18 protein-coding genes are annotated in these 14,745 nt (G+C 71.8%); 10 read left to right on the forward strand and 8 right to left on the reverse strand.

Features of this window, described 5'->3' with window-relative positions:
* Nucleotides 1–27: 27 nt before the first annotated feature.
* On the reverse strand, nucleotides 28–150 hold the full coding sequence (locus tag ACFQS1_RS23305; RefSeq protein ID WP_378971873.1) for a hypothetical protein: 123 nt from the start codon (nucleotides 148–150) through the stop codon (nucleotides 28–30).
* A gap of 191 nt (nucleotides 151–341) precedes the next feature.
* On the opposite strand from ACFQS1_RS23305, the gene ACFQS1_RS23310 reads away from it, so the two are divergent.
* Nucleotides 342–2,105: a glycoside hydrolase family 3 protein gene (locus tag ACFQS1_RS23310; protein WP_417629331.1), complete on the forward strand. Its 1,764-nt coding sequence runs from the start codon at nucleotides 342–344 to the stop codon at nucleotides 2,103–2,105.
* A gap of 3 nt (nucleotides 2,106–2,108) precedes the next feature.
* Here the strand turns inward: ACFQS1_RS23310 and ACFQS1_RS23315 are convergent, their stop codons facing one another.
* Nucleotides 2,109–2,396, reverse strand: a complete 288-nt coding sequence (locus ACFQS1_RS23315) for a GNAT family N-acetyltransferase (RefSeq protein ID WP_378971875.1) — start codon at nucleotides 2,394–2,396, stop codon at nucleotides 2,109–2,111.
* A gap of 38 nt (nucleotides 2,397–2,434) precedes the next feature.
* Between ACFQS1_RS23315 and ACFQS1_RS23320 the strand changes: the two genes are divergently transcribed.
* The 7 genes from ACFQS1_RS23320 (at nucleotide 2,435) to ACFQS1_RS23350 (ending at nucleotide 6,528) form a co-directional block, all read left to right on the forward strand.
* The gene (locus ACFQS1_RS23320; protein WP_378971877.1) at nucleotides 2,435–2,764 is read left to right on the forward strand and encodes a hypothetical protein; all 330 of its coding nucleotides are present in this window, start codon (nucleotides 2,435–2,437) and stop codon (nucleotides 2,762–2,764) included.
* Between the two features lie 37 nt (nucleotides 2,765–2,801).
* Nucleotides 2,802–3,626: a DUF1206 domain-containing protein gene (locus ACFQS1_RS23325; RefSeq protein ID WP_378971879.1), complete on the forward strand. Its 825-nt coding sequence runs from the start codon at nucleotides 2,802–2,804 to the stop codon at nucleotides 3,624–3,626.
* A gap of 60 nt (nucleotides 3,627–3,686) precedes the next feature.
* Nucleotides 3,687–4,874, forward strand: a complete 1,188-nt coding sequence (locus tag ACFQS1_RS23330; RefSeq protein ID WP_378971880.1) for a mechanosensitive ion channel family protein — start codon at nucleotides 3,687–3,689, stop codon at nucleotides 4,872–4,874.
* Between the two features lie 73 nt (nucleotides 4,875–4,947).
* Nucleotides 4,948–5,382, forward strand: coding sequence for a phage holin family protein (locus ACFQS1_RS23335; protein ID WP_378971882.1), 435 nt, complete (start codon nucleotides 4,948–4,950; stop codon nucleotides 5,380–5,382).
* On the forward strand, nucleotides 5,379–5,738 hold the full coding sequence (locus tag ACFQS1_RS23340; protein ID WP_378971884.1) for a DUF3618 domain-containing protein: 360 nt from the start codon (nucleotides 5,379–5,381) through the stop codon (nucleotides 5,736–5,738). The genes ACFQS1_RS23335 and ACFQS1_RS23340 overlap by 4 nt, the downstream gene beginning before the upstream one ends.
* Complete coding sequence (locus ACFQS1_RS23345) at nucleotides 5,735–6,004, forward strand: DUF4235 domain-containing protein (RefSeq protein WP_378971886.1); 270 nt, start codon at nucleotides 5,735–5,737, stop codon at nucleotides 6,002–6,004. The genes ACFQS1_RS23340 and ACFQS1_RS23345 overlap by 4 nt, the downstream gene beginning before the upstream one ends.
* 320 nt (nucleotides 6,005–6,324) lie before the next feature.
* The gene (locus tag ACFQS1_RS23350) at nucleotides 6,325–6,528 is read left to right on the forward strand and encodes a cold-shock protein (RefSeq protein ID WP_030440218.1); all 204 of its coding nucleotides are present in this window, start codon (nucleotides 6,325–6,327) and stop codon (nucleotides 6,526–6,528) included.
* Between the two features lie 104 nt (nucleotides 6,529–6,632).
* Here the strand turns inward: ACFQS1_RS23350 and ACFQS1_RS23355 are convergent, their stop codons facing one another.
* Together ACFQS1_RS23355 and ACFQS1_RS23360 are read right to left on the reverse strand one after the other, a co-directional pair.
* Nucleotides 6,633–6,875, reverse strand: a complete 243-nt coding sequence (locus ACFQS1_RS23355) for a hypothetical protein (protein WP_378971888.1) — start codon at nucleotides 6,873–6,875, stop codon at nucleotides 6,633–6,635.
* On the reverse strand, nucleotides 6,869–7,846 hold the full coding sequence (locus tag ACFQS1_RS23360; protein ID WP_378971889.1) for an aldo/keto reductase: 978 nt from the start codon (nucleotides 7,844–7,846) through the stop codon (nucleotides 6,869–6,871). Before ACFQS1_RS23360 ends, ACFQS1_RS23355 begins: the two co-directional genes overlap by 7 nt.
* A gap of 230 nt (nucleotides 7,847–8,076) precedes the next feature.
* Between ACFQS1_RS23360 and ACFQS1_RS23365 the strand changes: the two genes are divergently transcribed.
* Together ACFQS1_RS23365 and ACFQS1_RS23370 are read left to right on the forward strand one after the other, a co-directional pair.
* Nucleotides 8,077–8,838, forward strand: coding sequence for a trans-aconitate 2-methyltransferase (locus tag ACFQS1_RS23365; RefSeq protein ID WP_378971891.1), 762 nt, complete (start codon nucleotides 8,077–8,079; stop codon nucleotides 8,836–8,838).
* A 16-nt stretch (nucleotides 8,839–8,854) separates the two neighbouring features.
* On the forward strand, nucleotides 8,855–9,883 hold the full coding sequence (locus tag ACFQS1_RS23370; RefSeq protein ID WP_378971892.1) for an adenosine deaminase: 1,029 nt from the start codon (nucleotides 8,855–8,857) through the stop codon (nucleotides 9,881–9,883).
* A gap of 38 nt (nucleotides 9,884–9,921) precedes the next feature.
* Here ACFQS1_RS23370 and ACFQS1_RS23375 read toward each other — a convergent pair whose 3' ends face one another.
* The 4 genes from ACFQS1_RS23375 to ACFQS1_RS23390 all read right to left on the reverse strand — a co-directional run bounded on the left by ACFQS1_RS23375 (nucleotide 9,922) and on the right by ACFQS1_RS23390 (nucleotide 14,677).
* Nucleotides 9,922–10,074, reverse strand: a complete 153-nt coding sequence (locus tag ACFQS1_RS23375) for a hypothetical protein (RefSeq protein WP_378971894.1) — start codon at nucleotides 10,072–10,074, stop codon at nucleotides 9,922–9,924.
* Nucleotides 10,075–10,096: 22 nt separating this feature from the next.
* Nucleotides 10,097–12,391, reverse strand: a complete 2,295-nt coding sequence (locus tag ACFQS1_RS23380; protein ID WP_378971895.1) for an RICIN domain-containing protein — start codon at nucleotides 12,389–12,391, stop codon at nucleotides 10,097–10,099.
* 196 nt (nucleotides 12,392–12,587) lie between these two features.
* Nucleotides 12,588–13,970 carry a HAMP domain-containing sensor histidine kinase gene (locus tag ACFQS1_RS23385; RefSeq protein ID WP_378971897.1) on the reverse strand — a complete coding sequence of 461 codons (1,383 nt, stop codon included), beginning with the start codon at nucleotides 13,968–13,970 and terminating at the stop codon, nucleotides 12,588–12,590.
* A gap of 17 nt (nucleotides 13,971–13,987) precedes the next feature.
* Nucleotides 13,988–14,677, reverse strand: coding sequence for a response regulator transcription factor (locus ACFQS1_RS23390; protein WP_378971899.1), 690 nt, complete (start codon nucleotides 14,675–14,677; stop codon nucleotides 13,988–13,990).
* Nucleotides 14,678–14,745 lie beyond the last annotated feature (68 nt).

Genomic DNA, 14,745 nt, shown 5'->3' on the forward strand with positions numbered 1-14,745 from the left:
TGCCCCACGGGTGTGACAGTCAAACCGCTACTTGAACATCCGCCGGATCGCCCAGAGAAGAAACAGGACCGCAAGAGCAACACCCAGCAGGCGTACGGCGTGGATCTGCGACCAATCGACGCCCGAGGACTCGGCAAGCGGGTAAGGCACGAGCGCATCGTATCGAGCCCGGGCTCGGTCCCGAGCGAGCCCGGGCTCGCTCGGGACCGAGCCGTGGCTTGGTCCCGAGAAATAGGAAGGTTTGTTGACTAAATCGGGAAGGGGGTGTGACCATAGGTCGGCACAACGGGGGCGCGCTCCCATGGGCGCGCGCGACGACATCAGCGGAGGTACGGGGGCCCATGCCCAACCAAGGCGAACTGCCGGAGCTGGCCGCGACGGTGCTCCAGCCGGGCTTTGTCGGCACGAGCGCGCCGGACTGGGTCCGCCGCTGGCTCGCCGGCGGACTCGGCGGCGTGGCGCTCTTCGCCCGCAACGTCGAGTCGCCGGCCCAGGTGGCCGCGCTCACCGCCCAGCTGCGGGCCGAGCGCCCCGACGTGATCGTGGCGATCGACGAGGAGGCCGGCGACGTCACCCGCTTCGAGTCGCGGCTCGGCAGCTCCCGCCCCGGCAACCTGGCGCTCGGCGCGATCGACGACCCCGCCCTGACCTTCGCGGTGGCGCGCGACCTGGGCGCCGAGCTCGCCGGCGCGGGCATCACCCTCGACTACGCCCCCGACACGGATGTCAACAGCAACCCCGGCAACCCGGTCATCGGCGTACGGGCCTTCGGCGCCGAGCCGCAGCTGGTGGCGCGCCACTCCGCGGCCTTCGTCTCGGGCCTGCAGGACGCCGGCGTGGCCGCCTGTGCCAAGCATTTCCCCGGCCACGGCGACACCAGCGTCGACTCGCACCACGACGTCCCGCTGATCGACCGGGACCGGGCCGGGCTGGACGCCTGCGAGCTGCCGCCCTTTCGTGCCGCCATCGAGGCCGGCGTGCAGGCCGTGATGACCGGTCACCTGCTGGTGCCGGCGTTCGACGACCGGCTGCCGGCGACGCTGAGCCACCGCATCATGACCGGCCTGCTGCGCGAGGAGCTCGGCTTCCGGGGCCTGATCGTGACCGACGGCATCGAGATGCGGGCCGTGCGCCTCCGCTACGGGCTGCCCGGCGCGGCGGTCCGGGCGCTGGCGGCCGGAGTGGACGCGATCTGCGTGGGCGGGGACCACGCGGACGAGAAGACCGCGGTCCTCCTGCGGGACGCGATCGTCGAGGCCGTGCGGGACGGCTCGCTGAGCGAGGACCGGCTGGCGGACGCGGCCGCCCGGGTGCGCCGGCTCGGGGCGTGGGCGACGGCGGCCCAGACCCGCACCGGGGCGCGGGCGATCGCCGACCGGGCACGGGTGCCCGGCGACCGGGCGCGGGTGCTCGGCGACCTGGCCGCCGTGCCGCCGTCGGACCAGGGTTCGGCGCCCGCCAACGGCTCGGCGGCCTCAAATGACTCGGCCGTCGCCAACGGCTCGGCGGCGCCCAACGGCTCGGCGCAGGCCAACGGCTTGGCGGCGGCCAACGGCTCGGCGGCGGTCAACGGCTCGGCGGCGAGCAACGACTCGGGGTCAGCTCATGGGTCGGCGGGGGTCGGCGGATCGGCGGTGGGCTATGACGCCGCGCGCCGGGCCGTGCGGGTGACTCTCGCCGAGGGCGCCGCGGCGCTGCCGATCGATCGTCCCGCGCATGTGGTGGAGTTCGCGCCGCCCCGCAACATCGCGATCGGCGCCGAGACCCCGTGGGGCATCGGCGCGCCGCTGGCCGGCCTGCTGCCCGGCACCACCTCGGTCCGGCTGACCGCCGACGACCTCGATGGCGCGGCCGATCCGCTGGCCGGCACGGACGGGCGCGCCCTGGTGCTGGTGGCCCGCGACGTGCACCGGCACCCGTGGCTGGAGGCCGCCCTGCGGCGCGTGCTGGCGGCCCGGCCCGACGCCATCGTGGTGGAGATGGGCGTGCCCGTGACGGTGCTGGGCGGGGTGCACATCGCGACATACGGCGCGACCCGGGCCTGCGGGCTGGCGGCGGCCGAGCTCATCGCGGGCAGCCAGATGCCCGCCCCCATCGCGGCGTAGGCGCTAGCGGATCACGATGTCGTCGTACTCGCGGTGTTCCTCGACATAGCGGGCGAAGAACGGGCAGACCGGCACGATCTTCTCGCCGCGGGAGCGGATCAGCTCCAGCGTGCGCTGGGCCAGCTCGTTGCCCAGGCCCCGGCCGCGGAAGTCCGGGCTCACCTCGCTGTGGGTGACCACGACGGTGTGCTCGTCGCGGCGGCGGTACATGGCCAGGCCGGCGACGGCGCCGTCGACCAGGAGCTCGAAGCGATGGTTGGCGGCGTTGTCCTGCACATCGAAGTCGCTCACGCCTCTCACTTTAGGTCGCGCGGCGCCCGTACTCTCGAATGGTGCTCAAGCCCACCCGGCGCGTCGCCGCCGCACTCAGCTCAGCCGCCCTCGCCCTCGCGTTGCTCGCCGGCTGCGGCGGCGACAACGTCAGCTGCGGCCTCGACCAATGCACGGTGACCATCGACCGCGAGGTGAACGCCAGCGCGAGCGTCCTCGGCATCGAGGCGAAATTCGTCAGCGCCGATGCCAACACGGTCACTCTCGATGTCGCCGGCGAGCGGATCACGCTGACCAAGGGGCAGCAGGCGGTACAGGTCGCGGGGCTTGCGGTGTCCCTCGACAGCATTACCGCCGACACCGTGAGTTTTCAGGTGTCACGCGACTGAGGTTTGTCGGACGTCGGCTCCGGTCAATGAGGGGGTCATGTCGTCTGCCACCTCGAACGTCAAACACACCGCCTCCCGAGCGGCGGACAGCAAGCCGCTCGAGTACGTGGCCCGCGCCGGATTCATCGGTTACGGCATCATTCATCTGCTGTTCGCGTGGATCGCCTTCCAGGTCGCGTTCCGCGGCTCCGGGCAGGAGAGCGACCAGTCCGGCGCCCTGCAGACCCTCGCCGGCAACGGCGTGGGCAAGGCGCTGCTCGTCCTGATCGCGATCGGCATGGTCGGGCTGGCCATCTGGCAGGCCTTCGAGGCCGCGATCGGCGAGAGCGGGCCGCGGGACAAGACGGCGATGGCCGAGCGCGTGATCTCCGGCGTGCGCGCGATCCTCTACCTGGTGCTGGCCTGGTATGCGGTCAACATCCTGCGCGGCGCGAGCGCGTCGATGGCGCAGAACCAGCAGAACAAGTCGGCCGGGATCATGGCGCACACCGGCGGCCGCTGGCTGGTCGGGCTGATCGGCCTGGTCGTGCTGGGCGTCGGCATCGGGATCTTCGTGTACGGCTGGCGCAAGAAGTTCGTGAAGCACCTGAACACCGAGCAGATGAACGCCTCGGTGCGCAAGTCGACGGTCCGGCTGGGCATGGCGGGGTACATGGCCAAGGGCGTCGCGTACGCCATCGCCGGTGTCCTGGTCATCACCGCCGCCGTCACGTTCGACCCGGAGAAGGCCCGCGGCCTCGACGCGGCGCTCAAGACGCTGGCCGGGCACCCGTGGGGCGTGTGGCTGCTGGCGCTGATCGGGCTGGGCATCGCCGCGTTCGGCATCTACTGCTTCGCGCAGGCCCGCTACCGCAAGGTGTGAGCCCCGTCCAAACTCTCCGGGAAAGGGTTGAGAGGCCCGGCCGCCGGAGAGGATGGCACGATGCGGGACTTGATGATCGGCATCCTGACGGTTGTGGCGTCGGCCGGCGCCGCGATCGTGTTCGTCGAGATTTTGCACTGGACGGTCCGCCGGATCGGTCGCCGCTCGCAACTGGCGGCCGATCTCGCGGCCACCGCCCACCGGCCGTTCCTCGCCGCGACCACCCTGTTCGCGGTGCAACTGGGCATCCGATGGCTGCTCGGTGACTTCGACGGCCGCGGGCCGCTGCTGCACCTGCTGGTGATCCTGTTCATCGCGGCGTTCGGGTGGCTGGTGGCGGCCCTGGTGCTGGTGCTCGAGGACGCGGCGCTCGCCCGCTGGCGCACCGACGTGCCGGACAACCTGAAACGCCGTCGCCTCAAGACCCAGGTGGTGATCCTGCGGCGGGTCACGGTCGCCGCGATCGTGGTGCTCACGCTGGGCGTGGTGCTGATGACCTTTCCCGGGATCCGGGCGCTGGGCGCGAGCGTGCTCGCCTCGGCCGGCGTGGTCTCGGTGATCGCGGCGCTGGCCGCGCAGAGCACGCTCGGCAACGTCTTCGCCGGGCTGCAGCTCGCGTTCAGCGACGCGGTGCGGGTCGACGACGTCGTGGTGGTCGAGCAGGAGTGGGGCCGGATCGAGGAGCTCACGCTCACCTACGTGGCCGTGCAGATCTGGGACGACCGCCGGCTGATCCTGCCGACCTCGTACTTCACCACCAAGCCGTTCCAGAACTGGACGCGTACGGGATCGGCGGTCCTCGGCACCGCCGAGCTGGACGTGGATTTCGGCACCGACATCGAGCCGCTGCGTGCCGAGCTCCGCGCGGTCTGCGAGGGTTCCGAGCTCTGGGACGGCCGGGTGTGCGTGCTGCAGGTGACGGACGCGGTGGGCGGCAACGTCCGGCTGCGGGCGCTGGTCAGCGCCAACGACGCCGGGTCGCTCTGGGACCTTCGCTGCCTGGTGCGTGAGCGGCTTGTCGCGTACGTGTGGGAGCACCAGCGCGACGCCCTGCCCCGGGTGCGGGCCGACCTGCAGCGGTCCGGCGCCGCCCCGGCCGGTCCCGCGACGGGTCGCGCCCCGGCGCCGGCCGGGCCCTCGCCGGACGCGCAGGTGTTCTCGGGCGGCCCGGACGGGCGGGAGCGCGGCACCCGCTTCGCCGGTCCCGATGACCCCACCCAGATCATTCCGAGCGTTCGGGGGGCATAGCCGGGTTTCCGGCAACAGGATTGACTGGGTGTTGATCAGGGCATAAACCGTGGTGAAAGGAAAGGGGGACACGATGGCCGATGTCCTGAACGGGAGGACAACCAGGCCGGTCGCGGAACAGTCCACGGCCGAGCTCGTGCAGACCGCCAGCGAACAGATCTCCCGTCTGGTCCGCGACGAGATAGCGCTTGCCAAGGCCGAGCTCGCCGAGAAGGGCAAGCACGCCGGCATCGGCATCGGGCTGTTCGGCGGCGGCGGCGTCCTGGTCTTCTACGGCGTGGGCGCGGCGATCGCGACGCTGATCATCGTGTTCGACATTTTCCTGCCGTTGTGGCTGGCCGCGTTGATCTGGACCGTCGCGCTGTTCCTGGTCGCCGGGATCCTGGCGCTGATCGGGAAGAATCAGGTGACCAAGGCGGTGCCGCCGGAGCCGAAGGCCGCGATCGAGAGCGTCAAGCTCGACGTCGACGAGGTCAAGCAGGCGGTCAAGGAGCGGAAGCGGGCATGAGTGAACAGACGAGCGACCCGGCCGCGGTGACCGGCCCACGGGCCGCGGTGACCAGTGGCCAGGCCGGGGTGACCAGCAGTGCGGCCGCGATGAACGGCGACCGGGCGCCGGCGCCCAAGCCGACGATCGAGGAGCTGCGGGCCGGCATCAAGCAGACCCGCGCCGAGCTCGGCGAGACCGTGCAGGCCCTGGCGGCCAAGGCGGACGTCAAGACGCGCGCCCTCGATCAGGTCGAGGTGGTCAAGCAGCGGGCCCGGGCGGCGGTCACCACCTCGCCGGTGCCGGTGGCGCTGATGGTCGCGGGCGTGGCAGCCGTTGTCGGGATCATTCTGGTGGTGCGAGGGAGACGCCGGTGAGCAAGGTTTCCAAGATCGCGTACAAGCCCGTCGGCCTGTTGCTGGGCGCGGCGGCCGGCGCGCTCGCCGGATTCGCCTTCAAAGAGGTCTGGAAGGCGGTGTCCGGTGACGACGACGCGCCGGATGCAACCGATGAAGAGCGTGGATGGGGTGAGGTCCTCGCGGCCGCCGCGCTGCAGGGACTGATCTTCGCCGTCGTGAAGGCGGCCGTCGATCGGGGTGGCGCGACCGGAGTCCGCAAACTGACTGGTCAATGGCCGAACTAACTCCATGCCGTACGGCAACGGCCTCCCACATCGCGAGAGCGAAGTGGGGGGCCTTTTCCATATCAGCAACCGTTTATTCGATTCGGTTCAGGGGGAGCTTTCCGGGCCGATTCTCGGGTACAGTGTGGCCAGTTTTTGCGTACGTGGTTCGCTGCTTCCGCCAAGACCACGAGACGCTGGCCGATCGGTGCTTCGGCGAGCGTCCCGAGGCCGCGACGGATGGGACGTCCTCTGAAAGGCCGCCTCACGGCGCCGCTGCTCGAAAACGGTCAAAGGCCCGGGCTTCAGCAGGGCCGGCATTTTCAGAGGGAGAGTTCAGCATGGCGCAAGGAACCGTGAAGTGGTTCAACGCGGACAAGGGCTTCGGCTTCATCACCGTCGATGGTGGGGGTGCTGACGTGTTCGTCCACTTCTCGGCCATCCAGATGAGCGGATACCGCAGTCTGGAAGAGAACCAGCGGGTCGAGTTCGAGATCGCCCAGGGCCAGAAGGGCCCGCAGGCGGAGCAGGTTCGCCCGCTCTGAGATACCACGCGCGGTCCTTCGTGACCGGCTCGCCGATCGCCTGGCGGAGATCGGCTCGGATCTAGACAAGCCCCGCACTCCCGTTGGGAGTGCGGGGCTTTCCGTTAATTGTTCTTATTATTTTTGGATCGGGATCGGACACGTTCCCCGATCACCGTCAAGATCAGCCCAAACACGGCAACGGCCCCGCCGACGAATGCCCAGGTTTGTTTGCCGCTCATCTTGCTGTCGGTGAGAATGTCGAGTCCCTGAACCGTCCACAACGCGCCGACGACGATCGCGAGTAGCCCGATCGTCATGAGCAGCCAGCCCTTGAGCTTCGGCGGCGATGCCGGATCGTTCACCATTTGTCATGGACCTTCGGGCGGATCAGCTCGTCGTACACCTCTTGGACCGCGGCGTGGGTCTCGGCGGACAGCGGCGCGAGGCCGGCCGCGGACGCGTTGGCCCGTGCCTGCCCGGCGTTGCGGGCGCCCGGGATGACCACGGTGACGGCCGGATGGTCGACGATCCAGCGCAGGGCGAACTGCGCCATGCTCGCCCCCGCGGGGAGCAGTGGACGGAGCCGGCGCACCGCCTCGAGGCCGGTCTCGAAGTCGACGCCGGCGAACGTCTCGCCGACGTCGAACGCCTCGCCGTGCCGGTTGAAGTTGCGATGGTCGTTCGCCGGGAACGTGGTGTGCTCGTCGTACCGCCCGGAGAGCAGGCCGCTGGCGAGCGGCACGCGGGCGATGATGCCGACCCCGGCCTCGGCGGCGGCCGGCAGCACCCGGTCGAGGGGCTTGAGCCGGAACGCGTTGAAGATGATCTGAATGCTCGCGACGCCCGGGCGGGCGATCGCGGCCAGGGCCTCGTCGACCTTCTCGACGCTGACGCCGTACGCCTTGACGCGCTTCTCCTCGACCAGGGTGTCGAGCGCGTCGTAGACCGCGTCGGTGGAGTAGACCGGCGTCGGCGGGCAGTGCAGCTGGACCAGGTCGAGCGTGTCGACCCCGAGGTTGGCCCGGGAGCGGTCGTTCCAGCGGCGGAAGTTGTCGAGCGAATAGTTCTCCGGAAGCTGCTCGACCCGGCGTCCCATCTTGGTGGCGACCGTCAGCTGCGGTTTGTCTTTGCGGAACGAGCCGACGATCTGCTCGCTGCGGCCGTCGCCGTAGACGTCGGCGGTGTCGATGAAGGTGACCCCGGCGTCGACCGCGGCCTGCAGGGTGGCGTGCGCGTCGGCCTCGCTGACCTCACCCCAGTCGGCGCCCAGTTGCCAGGCGCCCAGGCCGATCACGCCGACCGTGCGGCCCATCCTCGAGAAGCTGCGATTTTCCACGGCTCGACCCTAGGCCCTGTTCCGTAACCCGACCAGGGCTGCGGCGTGGCCCAGGCGCCGCCTGACGGCACCCGCAGAACGGCCACATCCAACACCGGGATGCGACCGCCCTGCGGGCGACGCCAGCCGACCCCTGGACCTCGCCTCGCACTTGGCCGGGTTACGGAACAGGGCCTGGCGTTTCCTGTGCTAGGTTCTAGCAAAACGTACGTACGGTTTGGAGGCCGACCATGTGGGATCCCACTGTCTACCGGCGCTTCGGCACCGAGCGCTCCCGGCCCTTCTTCGATCTGCTCGCCCACATCGACGCCGAGCGCCCGCGGGCGGTCGCCGATCTCGGCTGCGGCCCGGGCGAGCTCACCCTGACGCTGACCGAGCGCTGGCCGGATGCCCGGGTCACCGGCGTCGACTCGTCGCCCGAGATGATCGAGAAGGCGGTCGCGCACGGCGGCAAGGCCTGGTTCCAGCTCGGCGACGTGCGCGACTGGAAGCCCGGCGCCGACGTCGACGTGCTGATCACGAACGCCACCCTGCAGTGGGTCGACGGCCACCGCGACCTGCTCGCCCGCTGGGCCGTCGAGCTGCCGGCCGGCGCGTGGCTGGCCATGCAGGTCCCCGGCAACTTCGACGCGCCCTCGCACCGGGCCCTGCGCCGGGTGGCCGCCGAGTACGGCGTCGGGCACGTGACCCGGGAGGCGCCGGTCGACGACCCCACCGGCTACGCCGATCTGCTGATGGCCGCCGGCGCGACCGTGGACGCCTGGGAGACGACCTACCTGCACCTGCTGCCCGCGCTCGAGGGTGATCATCCGGTGCTGCGCTGGATGGAGGGCACGGCGTTGCGGCCCGTCAAGGCCGCGCTGGACGAGAATGCCTGGGAGTCGTTCCGCGCCGACCTCGGCCGGGAGCTGACCGCCGCCTACCCGGCGGCACACGGGCACGTCGCGTTCCCGTTCCGCCGCGTCTTCGTGGTGGCCCGGACCGCGGCATAGGAAGAAGGGACATCGGGTGACCGAGCTGACCTCGTTCATCGCCGGGCTGCCGAAGGCCGAGCTGCACGTGCACCACGTGGGCTCGGCCTCGCCGCGGATCGTGGCCGAGCTGGCCGCCCGGCACGAGGGGCGGTCGCCGGTGCCGGCCGACCCGGCCGCGCTGGCCGACTACTTCGCGTTCCGCGACTTCGCGCACTTCATCGACGTCTACCTGACCGTGGTCGACCTGATCCGCGACGACGAGGACGTGCGCACGCTGACCTACGAGGTCGCCCGCGAGCTCGCCCGCCAGCAGGTCCGCTACGCCGAGCTGACGATCACGCCGTACTCCAGCGTCAAGCGCGGCATCCCGGCCAAGGCGTTCTGCGAGGCGATCGAGGACGCCCGGCGCGGCGCCGCCCGGGACTTCGGCATCGAGCTGTGCTGGTGCTTCGACATCCCCGGCGAGGCCGGCCTGCCGGCGGCCGAGGAGACGCTGCGGATCGCGCTCGGCGAGCGCCCCGACGGGCTGATCAGTTTCGGCCTCGGCGGACCCGAGATCGGGGTGCCGAGGCCGCAGTTCAAGCCGTTCTTCGACCAGGCGCGGGCGGCCGGGCTGCACAGCGCGCCGCACGCCGGCGAGACCACCGGGCCCGAGACCATCTGGTCGGCGATCCGCGACCTCGGCGCCGAGCGGATCGGGCACGGCATCTCCGCCGTCGGCGACCCCCAGCTGGTGGCCTATCTGGCCGACAACCGGATCCCGCTGGAGATCTCACCGACCTCCAACGTGCGCACCCGGGCGGTCGCCTCGATCGAGGAGCATCCGCTCGCCGCGCTGGTCGGCGCGGGCGTGCCGGTCAGCGTCAACTCCGACGACCCGCCGATGTTCGGCACCACGATCGAGGAGGAGTACGCGGTCGCCGCCCGCCTGCTCGGCCTGGACGAGGCCGGCGTGGCCGGCCTGGCACGCGGCGCGGTGGAGCAGAGCTTCCTCGCCCCGGCCGGGAAGGAAGCCCTGCTCGCCGAGATCGACGCCTACACGGCCGCCCATCGCGGCGCCTGAGGGCCGCGGCAGACGCGCGCGCCGGCCGCGGCGCGGGCTCAGAAGCGGGCGTAGAGCGGCTCCTGCCAGACCGCGAGCACCACGATGATGCCGATCGTCAGGATCGCGATCCAGCGCACCAGGCGCCGCTTGTTGAACCGGGCCGGGCCCTCCTCGGGCTCGGCCAGGGGTTTCGTCATCAGATCGGGCATCGTCGCCTCCCCAAGGGCGGGCCTAGTCCGGCACCGCCGTCCAGCTCTGGTGGCGCTGACCGTTGCCGTTCTGGAGCACGAGCACCCGGTGCGCGCCGAAGCGTTGCTGTCCTACGCCGGCGACCAGGTCGCCGACCGTGGTGCGCATGGTGAATCCGTAGTCCGAGGCCTGCAACTGCCAGCGGGCCCCGTAGTCGGTGCCGCAGTCGCCCTGCACCAGGGGAGTGCCGGCCACCGGGTTGCCGTCCAGCGGGACCACGCACTTGCCGGTGGCCCGCGAGACGAGCGAGTAGGCGCCGTTGCCGGCCGGCACCAGCTGCCACTGCTGCTGGGCGTTGCCGTCGGTCTCGGCGAGCGTGAGCGGCGTGCCGTTGGCGGTGCGCGCCGCGTACAGGTCGGCGGCGCCGCCGGTCAGCGCGTTGGTCAGGGTGAACCACGTGTTCTGGGCGGGCCGGGCGGCCGGCGCGGTCTCGGCGGTGGCCTTCGCCGCGTACGCGCTGCCCGACTTGACGGTCACCTGGTAGGTGGCGTCGGGCTTGAGGCCGATCAGCCGGGCCCGGGTGGCCTTGGTGGTGGCGATGGGGGAGTCGCCGACCCAGACCTCGTACGTGGCGGTGGGGGAGGCGGCGCTCCACATGAGGCGGACCGAGCTGCTGGTCGCGTCCCGGATCTCGAGGACCGCCTGCACCGCCTGGGCCTGCTGCTTCGGCCCGGCGGCCGGCAGCACCCGGTGACCGGCCTGCTCGGTCGGCAGGCCGCCGGGCGGGGGAACGCCGGGGGAGGCGAGCGTGCCGTTGCCGTTGGTGCCGTCCGGGTTGCCGTTGCCGGGGCCGGCGCCGTTGCCGTTCCCGGCCCCGTTCGGGTTGCCGGCGCCGTCCGGGTTGCCCGCCCCGTTGCCGGCGCCGGGCGCGTTCCCGTTGCCGGGAGCCGTGACGTCGGGGGCCGGGGGAGCGTCGCCGCCGCCGTCGGCCGCGCCCGCCGCGTACGAGACGCTCGCGCTCGGCGCCCGCGCGGGTGGCTCGGTGGCCGGCTCGGCGGCGACGTCGGGGGCGCCGGCCGCGTCGGGCACGTCGTCGCCGCCGTCGCCGCGCAGCAGGAACTCGCTGGTCGCGATGTTCCAGTTCTTGGCGAGATAGCTGCCCGGCCGGGGGTTGGTGCTGAAGTAGTCGTCGTGGCCGCAGTCCAGCCGGGTCTCGTGCTTCTTGGGGCACACGTTGCGCACCGGCTTGCCCGAGCGGTCCTCGCCGCACAGCAGGTCGTACTCGTCCAGGCAGCCGCCGGCGCCGCTCGCGTTCGGCGACTTGACCAGCACCGCGCCCAGCGTCTGGGTGAGCTCGCGGGCCGCCATCATCGAGCTCCAGCAGCCCGAGTCGACCCGGCCGTACGACGGGCCGCCGTTGTTGCGGTTGCCCAGGCCGGCGCGGGTGTCGGCGATGTAGGTGGCGATGCCGCAGTAGACGTTCGTGTCGGCGAACATCAGGTATTTGCGGTCGTTGCGGTTGTATCCCAGGGTCTGCAGCGCCCGGATGCTCTTGGCGAAGGTGCCCAGGGCCTCGGGCGGCAGCTGCACCTCGGCGACGTCGACCCGGCACTGCGGGTTGGTGACGAAGCGGACGTGCCGCGAGCCGCCGGTCTCGCCGGCGCTCTCGTCGAAGATCTGGTCGACGCCGCCCGCCCAGGTGCGGATCGAGCCGAGGTAGTCGGTGTACCGCGACGGCGTGCCGAACTCGTGCAGGTAGAGCACCTGGACGCGCTTGCCGCTGCGCCCGTCGGCCTCGCACGCGACATTCTGCGAGCCCATGATGAAGTCGGCCTCGCCGGGGGCCGCGTCGGGAATCAGGGCGGGCGCGTCCGCGGTCAGCGCGCTGCCGCCCTCGTCCCGGGCGATCTCGGCGTCGGCGGGCACCGCGCCGGTCTCCAGCGTCGGCTGGACCGGCTCGGGCGCCTTCGCCGTGACCGGGGCGACGCCCCGGCGCACCGAAAGCCCGGCCGGGGCCGGGTCGGGGCCGCGGGTGCAGGTCTGGTCGTCCAACTGGTACGTGCCCGCGCAGATCGCACCGGACTTCGCCGCCGCGAGACCCTCGTAGACCAGGCCCTGACCGGGGTTGTCGGCCGGCAGCGCGGTCAGCTCGAGCTGCTGGGAGCCGCCGGACACCTCCTCCACCACGCTGGGGCCGACCACGCCGCCGACGCCGAGCACGGCCAGACCGAGCCCGACCGGCAGCAGCCGGTGGGTCCAGGGCCGGTTCGAGGCGTGGGGGCGCTCCACCCGGCGATGCGCGCGCGGCGCGACGACCGGCCGGCGGTGGGTGGACAAGTCCTCTCCTTGCCTGGCGGGGGCGCGGTGGGAGGCAGCCTTGGGGTTACCACCTCTCACCGCGCGTGAGCTTCGCCGGTTCTTCTCGCGGGGACGATTTGCGGGCTTCGAACCGGGAAGCCGGATGGGATCGTCGGGAACAATTCCACCCCGGCCGAGTCGGCGAAACCTTTTTAACGCAGATCTAAGCAACTGCTCACTCCGACCTGCCGGGGCGGCTGGTGCGCTCGCGCGCGAGGCGTCCCACCAGCCCGAACCGGCTGGCCTGCTTGGGCGCGGCCTCGGCGTCGGCCAGCAGCATCACCACGCTGGCGCCGCCCATCGCGGCACGGTCGAGGCTGACCGAGCCGCCGGCGGCCGTGGCCGCGCGGCGGGCGATGTCGAGCCCCAGGCCCGTCGAGCCCTGGTTGCTCTGACCACGCTGCATCGCTTTCTCCGGATCGGGGATGCCGGGCCCCGCGTCGTCGACCCGGACGGCAACCCAGCCGTCACGGCGGGAGATGCCGACCTCGAACGCGGTGCCCTGGGGGGTGTAGCGGAACACATTACCCAAAACGGCATCAAGAGCGGCAGCCAGCTCCGCACGGGCCACCGGGACGGGGATCCGCAGATGGGCGCCGATCACCCGGTACTGCCTGTTCTGGTCGGTGGCGAGCGCCGACCAGAACATCATCCTTTCCCGGACCACCTCGCTGGCGTCGCACAAACCGTCCTCGGGGGCCTCGGCCACCTGCGCCGCGACCGCCTGGCGGGTGGTGTTGATCAGCTGGTTGACCTCGCCCTCGAGGGTCACGATCGCCTGCCGGATGCGCCGGATGCCGCGCCGGCGGTCGAGCTCCTCCTGATCGAACATGCCGACCTGGGTGTCGTCCGGGTCCAGCGCCTCGGCGTCCAGCCGCAGCGCGGTCAGCGGGGTGCGCAGCCGGTGCGACAGGTCGGCGACCAGCTCCCGCTCGTCGGTGCGCGCGCTGACCAGGCGGTCGGCCATCCGGTTGAACGCGTACCCGGCCTCGGCCAGCTCGCGCGGGCCGGAGGGCTGGATGCGCACGCCGAGGTCGCCGCCGCCGACGGCGAGCGCCGCGTGCACCAGATTGCGGGCCGAGCTCACCGCGCCGCGGGCCAGCCGGTCGACCACGAAGACCGAGCCGCCGACCAGGCCGAGGGCGATGCCGAGCAGCAGCAGCCAGTTGCGGGTGGTGTCGCCGGCGAGATCGGCGGCCGGCACGAACACCTCGACCACGGAGGTCTTGCCGGCGACGGTCACCGGCTCCAGGCGTACCCGGCCATCGGCGACACCCACCTCGCGGATCGCGCCGCCGGAAGCCGTCAGTCGCACCTCGGCCGCGCCCGCCCACCCGCCCGCGACGTCACCCGGGGGATGGGTCACCGTCCGGCCGCCGGCCGCCGCGACGGCGGCGGCCAGGCCCTTCTTGTCGGCGCCCGAGGCGATCGCGCCCGCGATCGTGGCGCTGCGCCGCTCGGCCAGCGACATGACCTGGTCCCGGTGGTCGGAGCGCAGATACCAGCCGAGCGGAACGAGGAACGCCAGCGCGGCGACGGCGGTGGTGGCCGCGGTCATGACCGCCAGCCGGGACCTCAGTCCGGCGCCACCAACCGGAACCCGACCCCCCGCACGGTGCGCAGGTAGCGAGGCTTCGCCGCGGACTCGCCCAGTTTCCGGCGCAGCCAGTACAGGTGAACGTCGATCGTCTGGTCCTCGCCGACCGATGGCTGTCGCCATACCTCCTCCAACAGCTCACGACGGGAGACCACCCGGCCCGGGCGCGCCGCTAAATATGCCAGTAGATCGAATTCCTTGCGGGTCAGGGCAAGGGCCTGGTCGCCGAGGCTGGCGCTGCGCTCGCCGACGTCCACCCGCAGCTCGCCGACCTCGTGCACAGCGGGCTGGGCGGTGCGGCTCGCGCGGCCCACCCGGCGCAGCACCGTGGCGATGCGCGCGTCCAGGTGGGCGCCGGTGAACGGCTTGACCATGTAGTCGTCGGCGCCGGCCCGCAGCAGCCGCACGACGGACTGCTCGTCGTCGCGGGCGGTCGCGATGATGATCGGAACGTCGGTGATGCCCCGCAACATGCGCAACGCATCCGAACCGTCCAGATCGGGCAGTCCGAGATCGAGCACCACCAGGTCGGGCGTCTCGGCGGCGACCCGGCGCAGCGCGTCCAGGGCCGTGCCGACGGCGTGCACGGCATGCCCCCGGTCGGTCAGCGATCGGAGCATGGCGCCGCGCACGACGTGATCGTCCTCGACGAGCAACACCGTGGCCATGCAGAGACCGTACTGCCCCGGGCAAGACACGCCTAACCGGTGATCCAGGGACACCCTTCGATCACGTT

It is taken from the genome of Paractinoplanes rhizophilus (assembly GCF_042664765.1).
In the GTDB taxonomy this organism is placed as follows: Bacteria; Actinomycetota; Actinomycetes; order Mycobacteriales; family Micromonosporaceae; genus Actinoplanes; species Actinoplanes rhizophilus.

Excerpts from the sequence above, each read along its gene's own strand:
- ACFQS1_RS23390 (WP_378971899.1), bottom strand. The coding sequence starts at position 14,677 with ATGGCCACGGTGTTGCTCGTCGAGGACGATCACGTCGTGCGCGGCGCC.
- ACFQS1_RS23340 (WP_378971884.1), top strand. The coding sequence starts at position 5,379 with ATGAGTGAACAGACGAGCGACCCGGCCGCGGTGACCGGCCCACGGGCC.
- ACFQS1_RS23310 (WP_417629331.1), top strand. The coding sequence starts at position 342 with ATGCCCAACCAAGGCGAACTGCCGGAGCTGGCCGCGACGGTGCTCCAG.
- ACFQS1_RS23325 (WP_378971879.1), top strand. The coding sequence starts at position 2,802 with ATGTCGTCTGCCACCTCGAACGTCAAACACACCGCCTCCCGAGCGGCG.
- ACFQS1_RS23330 (WP_378971880.1), top strand. The coding sequence starts at position 3,687 with ATGCGGGACTTGATGATCGGCATCCTGACGGTTGTGGCGTCGGCCGGC.
- ACFQS1_RS23365 (WP_378971891.1), top strand. The coding sequence starts at position 8,077 with ATGTGGGATCCCACTGTCTACCGGCGCTTCGGCACCGAGCGCTCCCGG.
- ACFQS1_RS23375 (WP_378971894.1), bottom strand. The coding sequence starts at position 10,074 with ATGCCCGATCTGATGACGAAACCCCTGGCCGAGCCCGAGGAGGGCCCG.
- ACFQS1_RS23355 (WP_378971888.1), bottom strand. The coding sequence starts at position 6,875 with ATGGTGAACGATCCGGCATCGCCGCCGAAGCTCAAGGGCTGGCTGCTC.
- ACFQS1_RS23320 (WP_378971877.1), top strand. The coding sequence starts at position 2,435 with ATGGTGCTCAAGCCCACCCGGCGCGTCGCCGCCGCACTCAGCTCAGCC.
- ACFQS1_RS23350 (WP_030440218.1), top strand. The coding sequence starts at position 6,325 with ATGGCGCAAGGAACCGTGAAGTGGTTCAACGCGGACAAGGGCTTCGGC.
- ACFQS1_RS23335 (WP_378971882.1), top strand. The coding sequence starts at position 4,948 with ATGGCCGATGTCCTGAACGGGAGGACAACCAGGCCGGTCGCGGAACAG.
- ACFQS1_RS23385 (WP_378971897.1), bottom strand. The coding sequence starts at position 13,970 with ATGACCGCGGCCACCACCGCCGTCGCCGCGCTGGCGTTCCTCGTTCCG.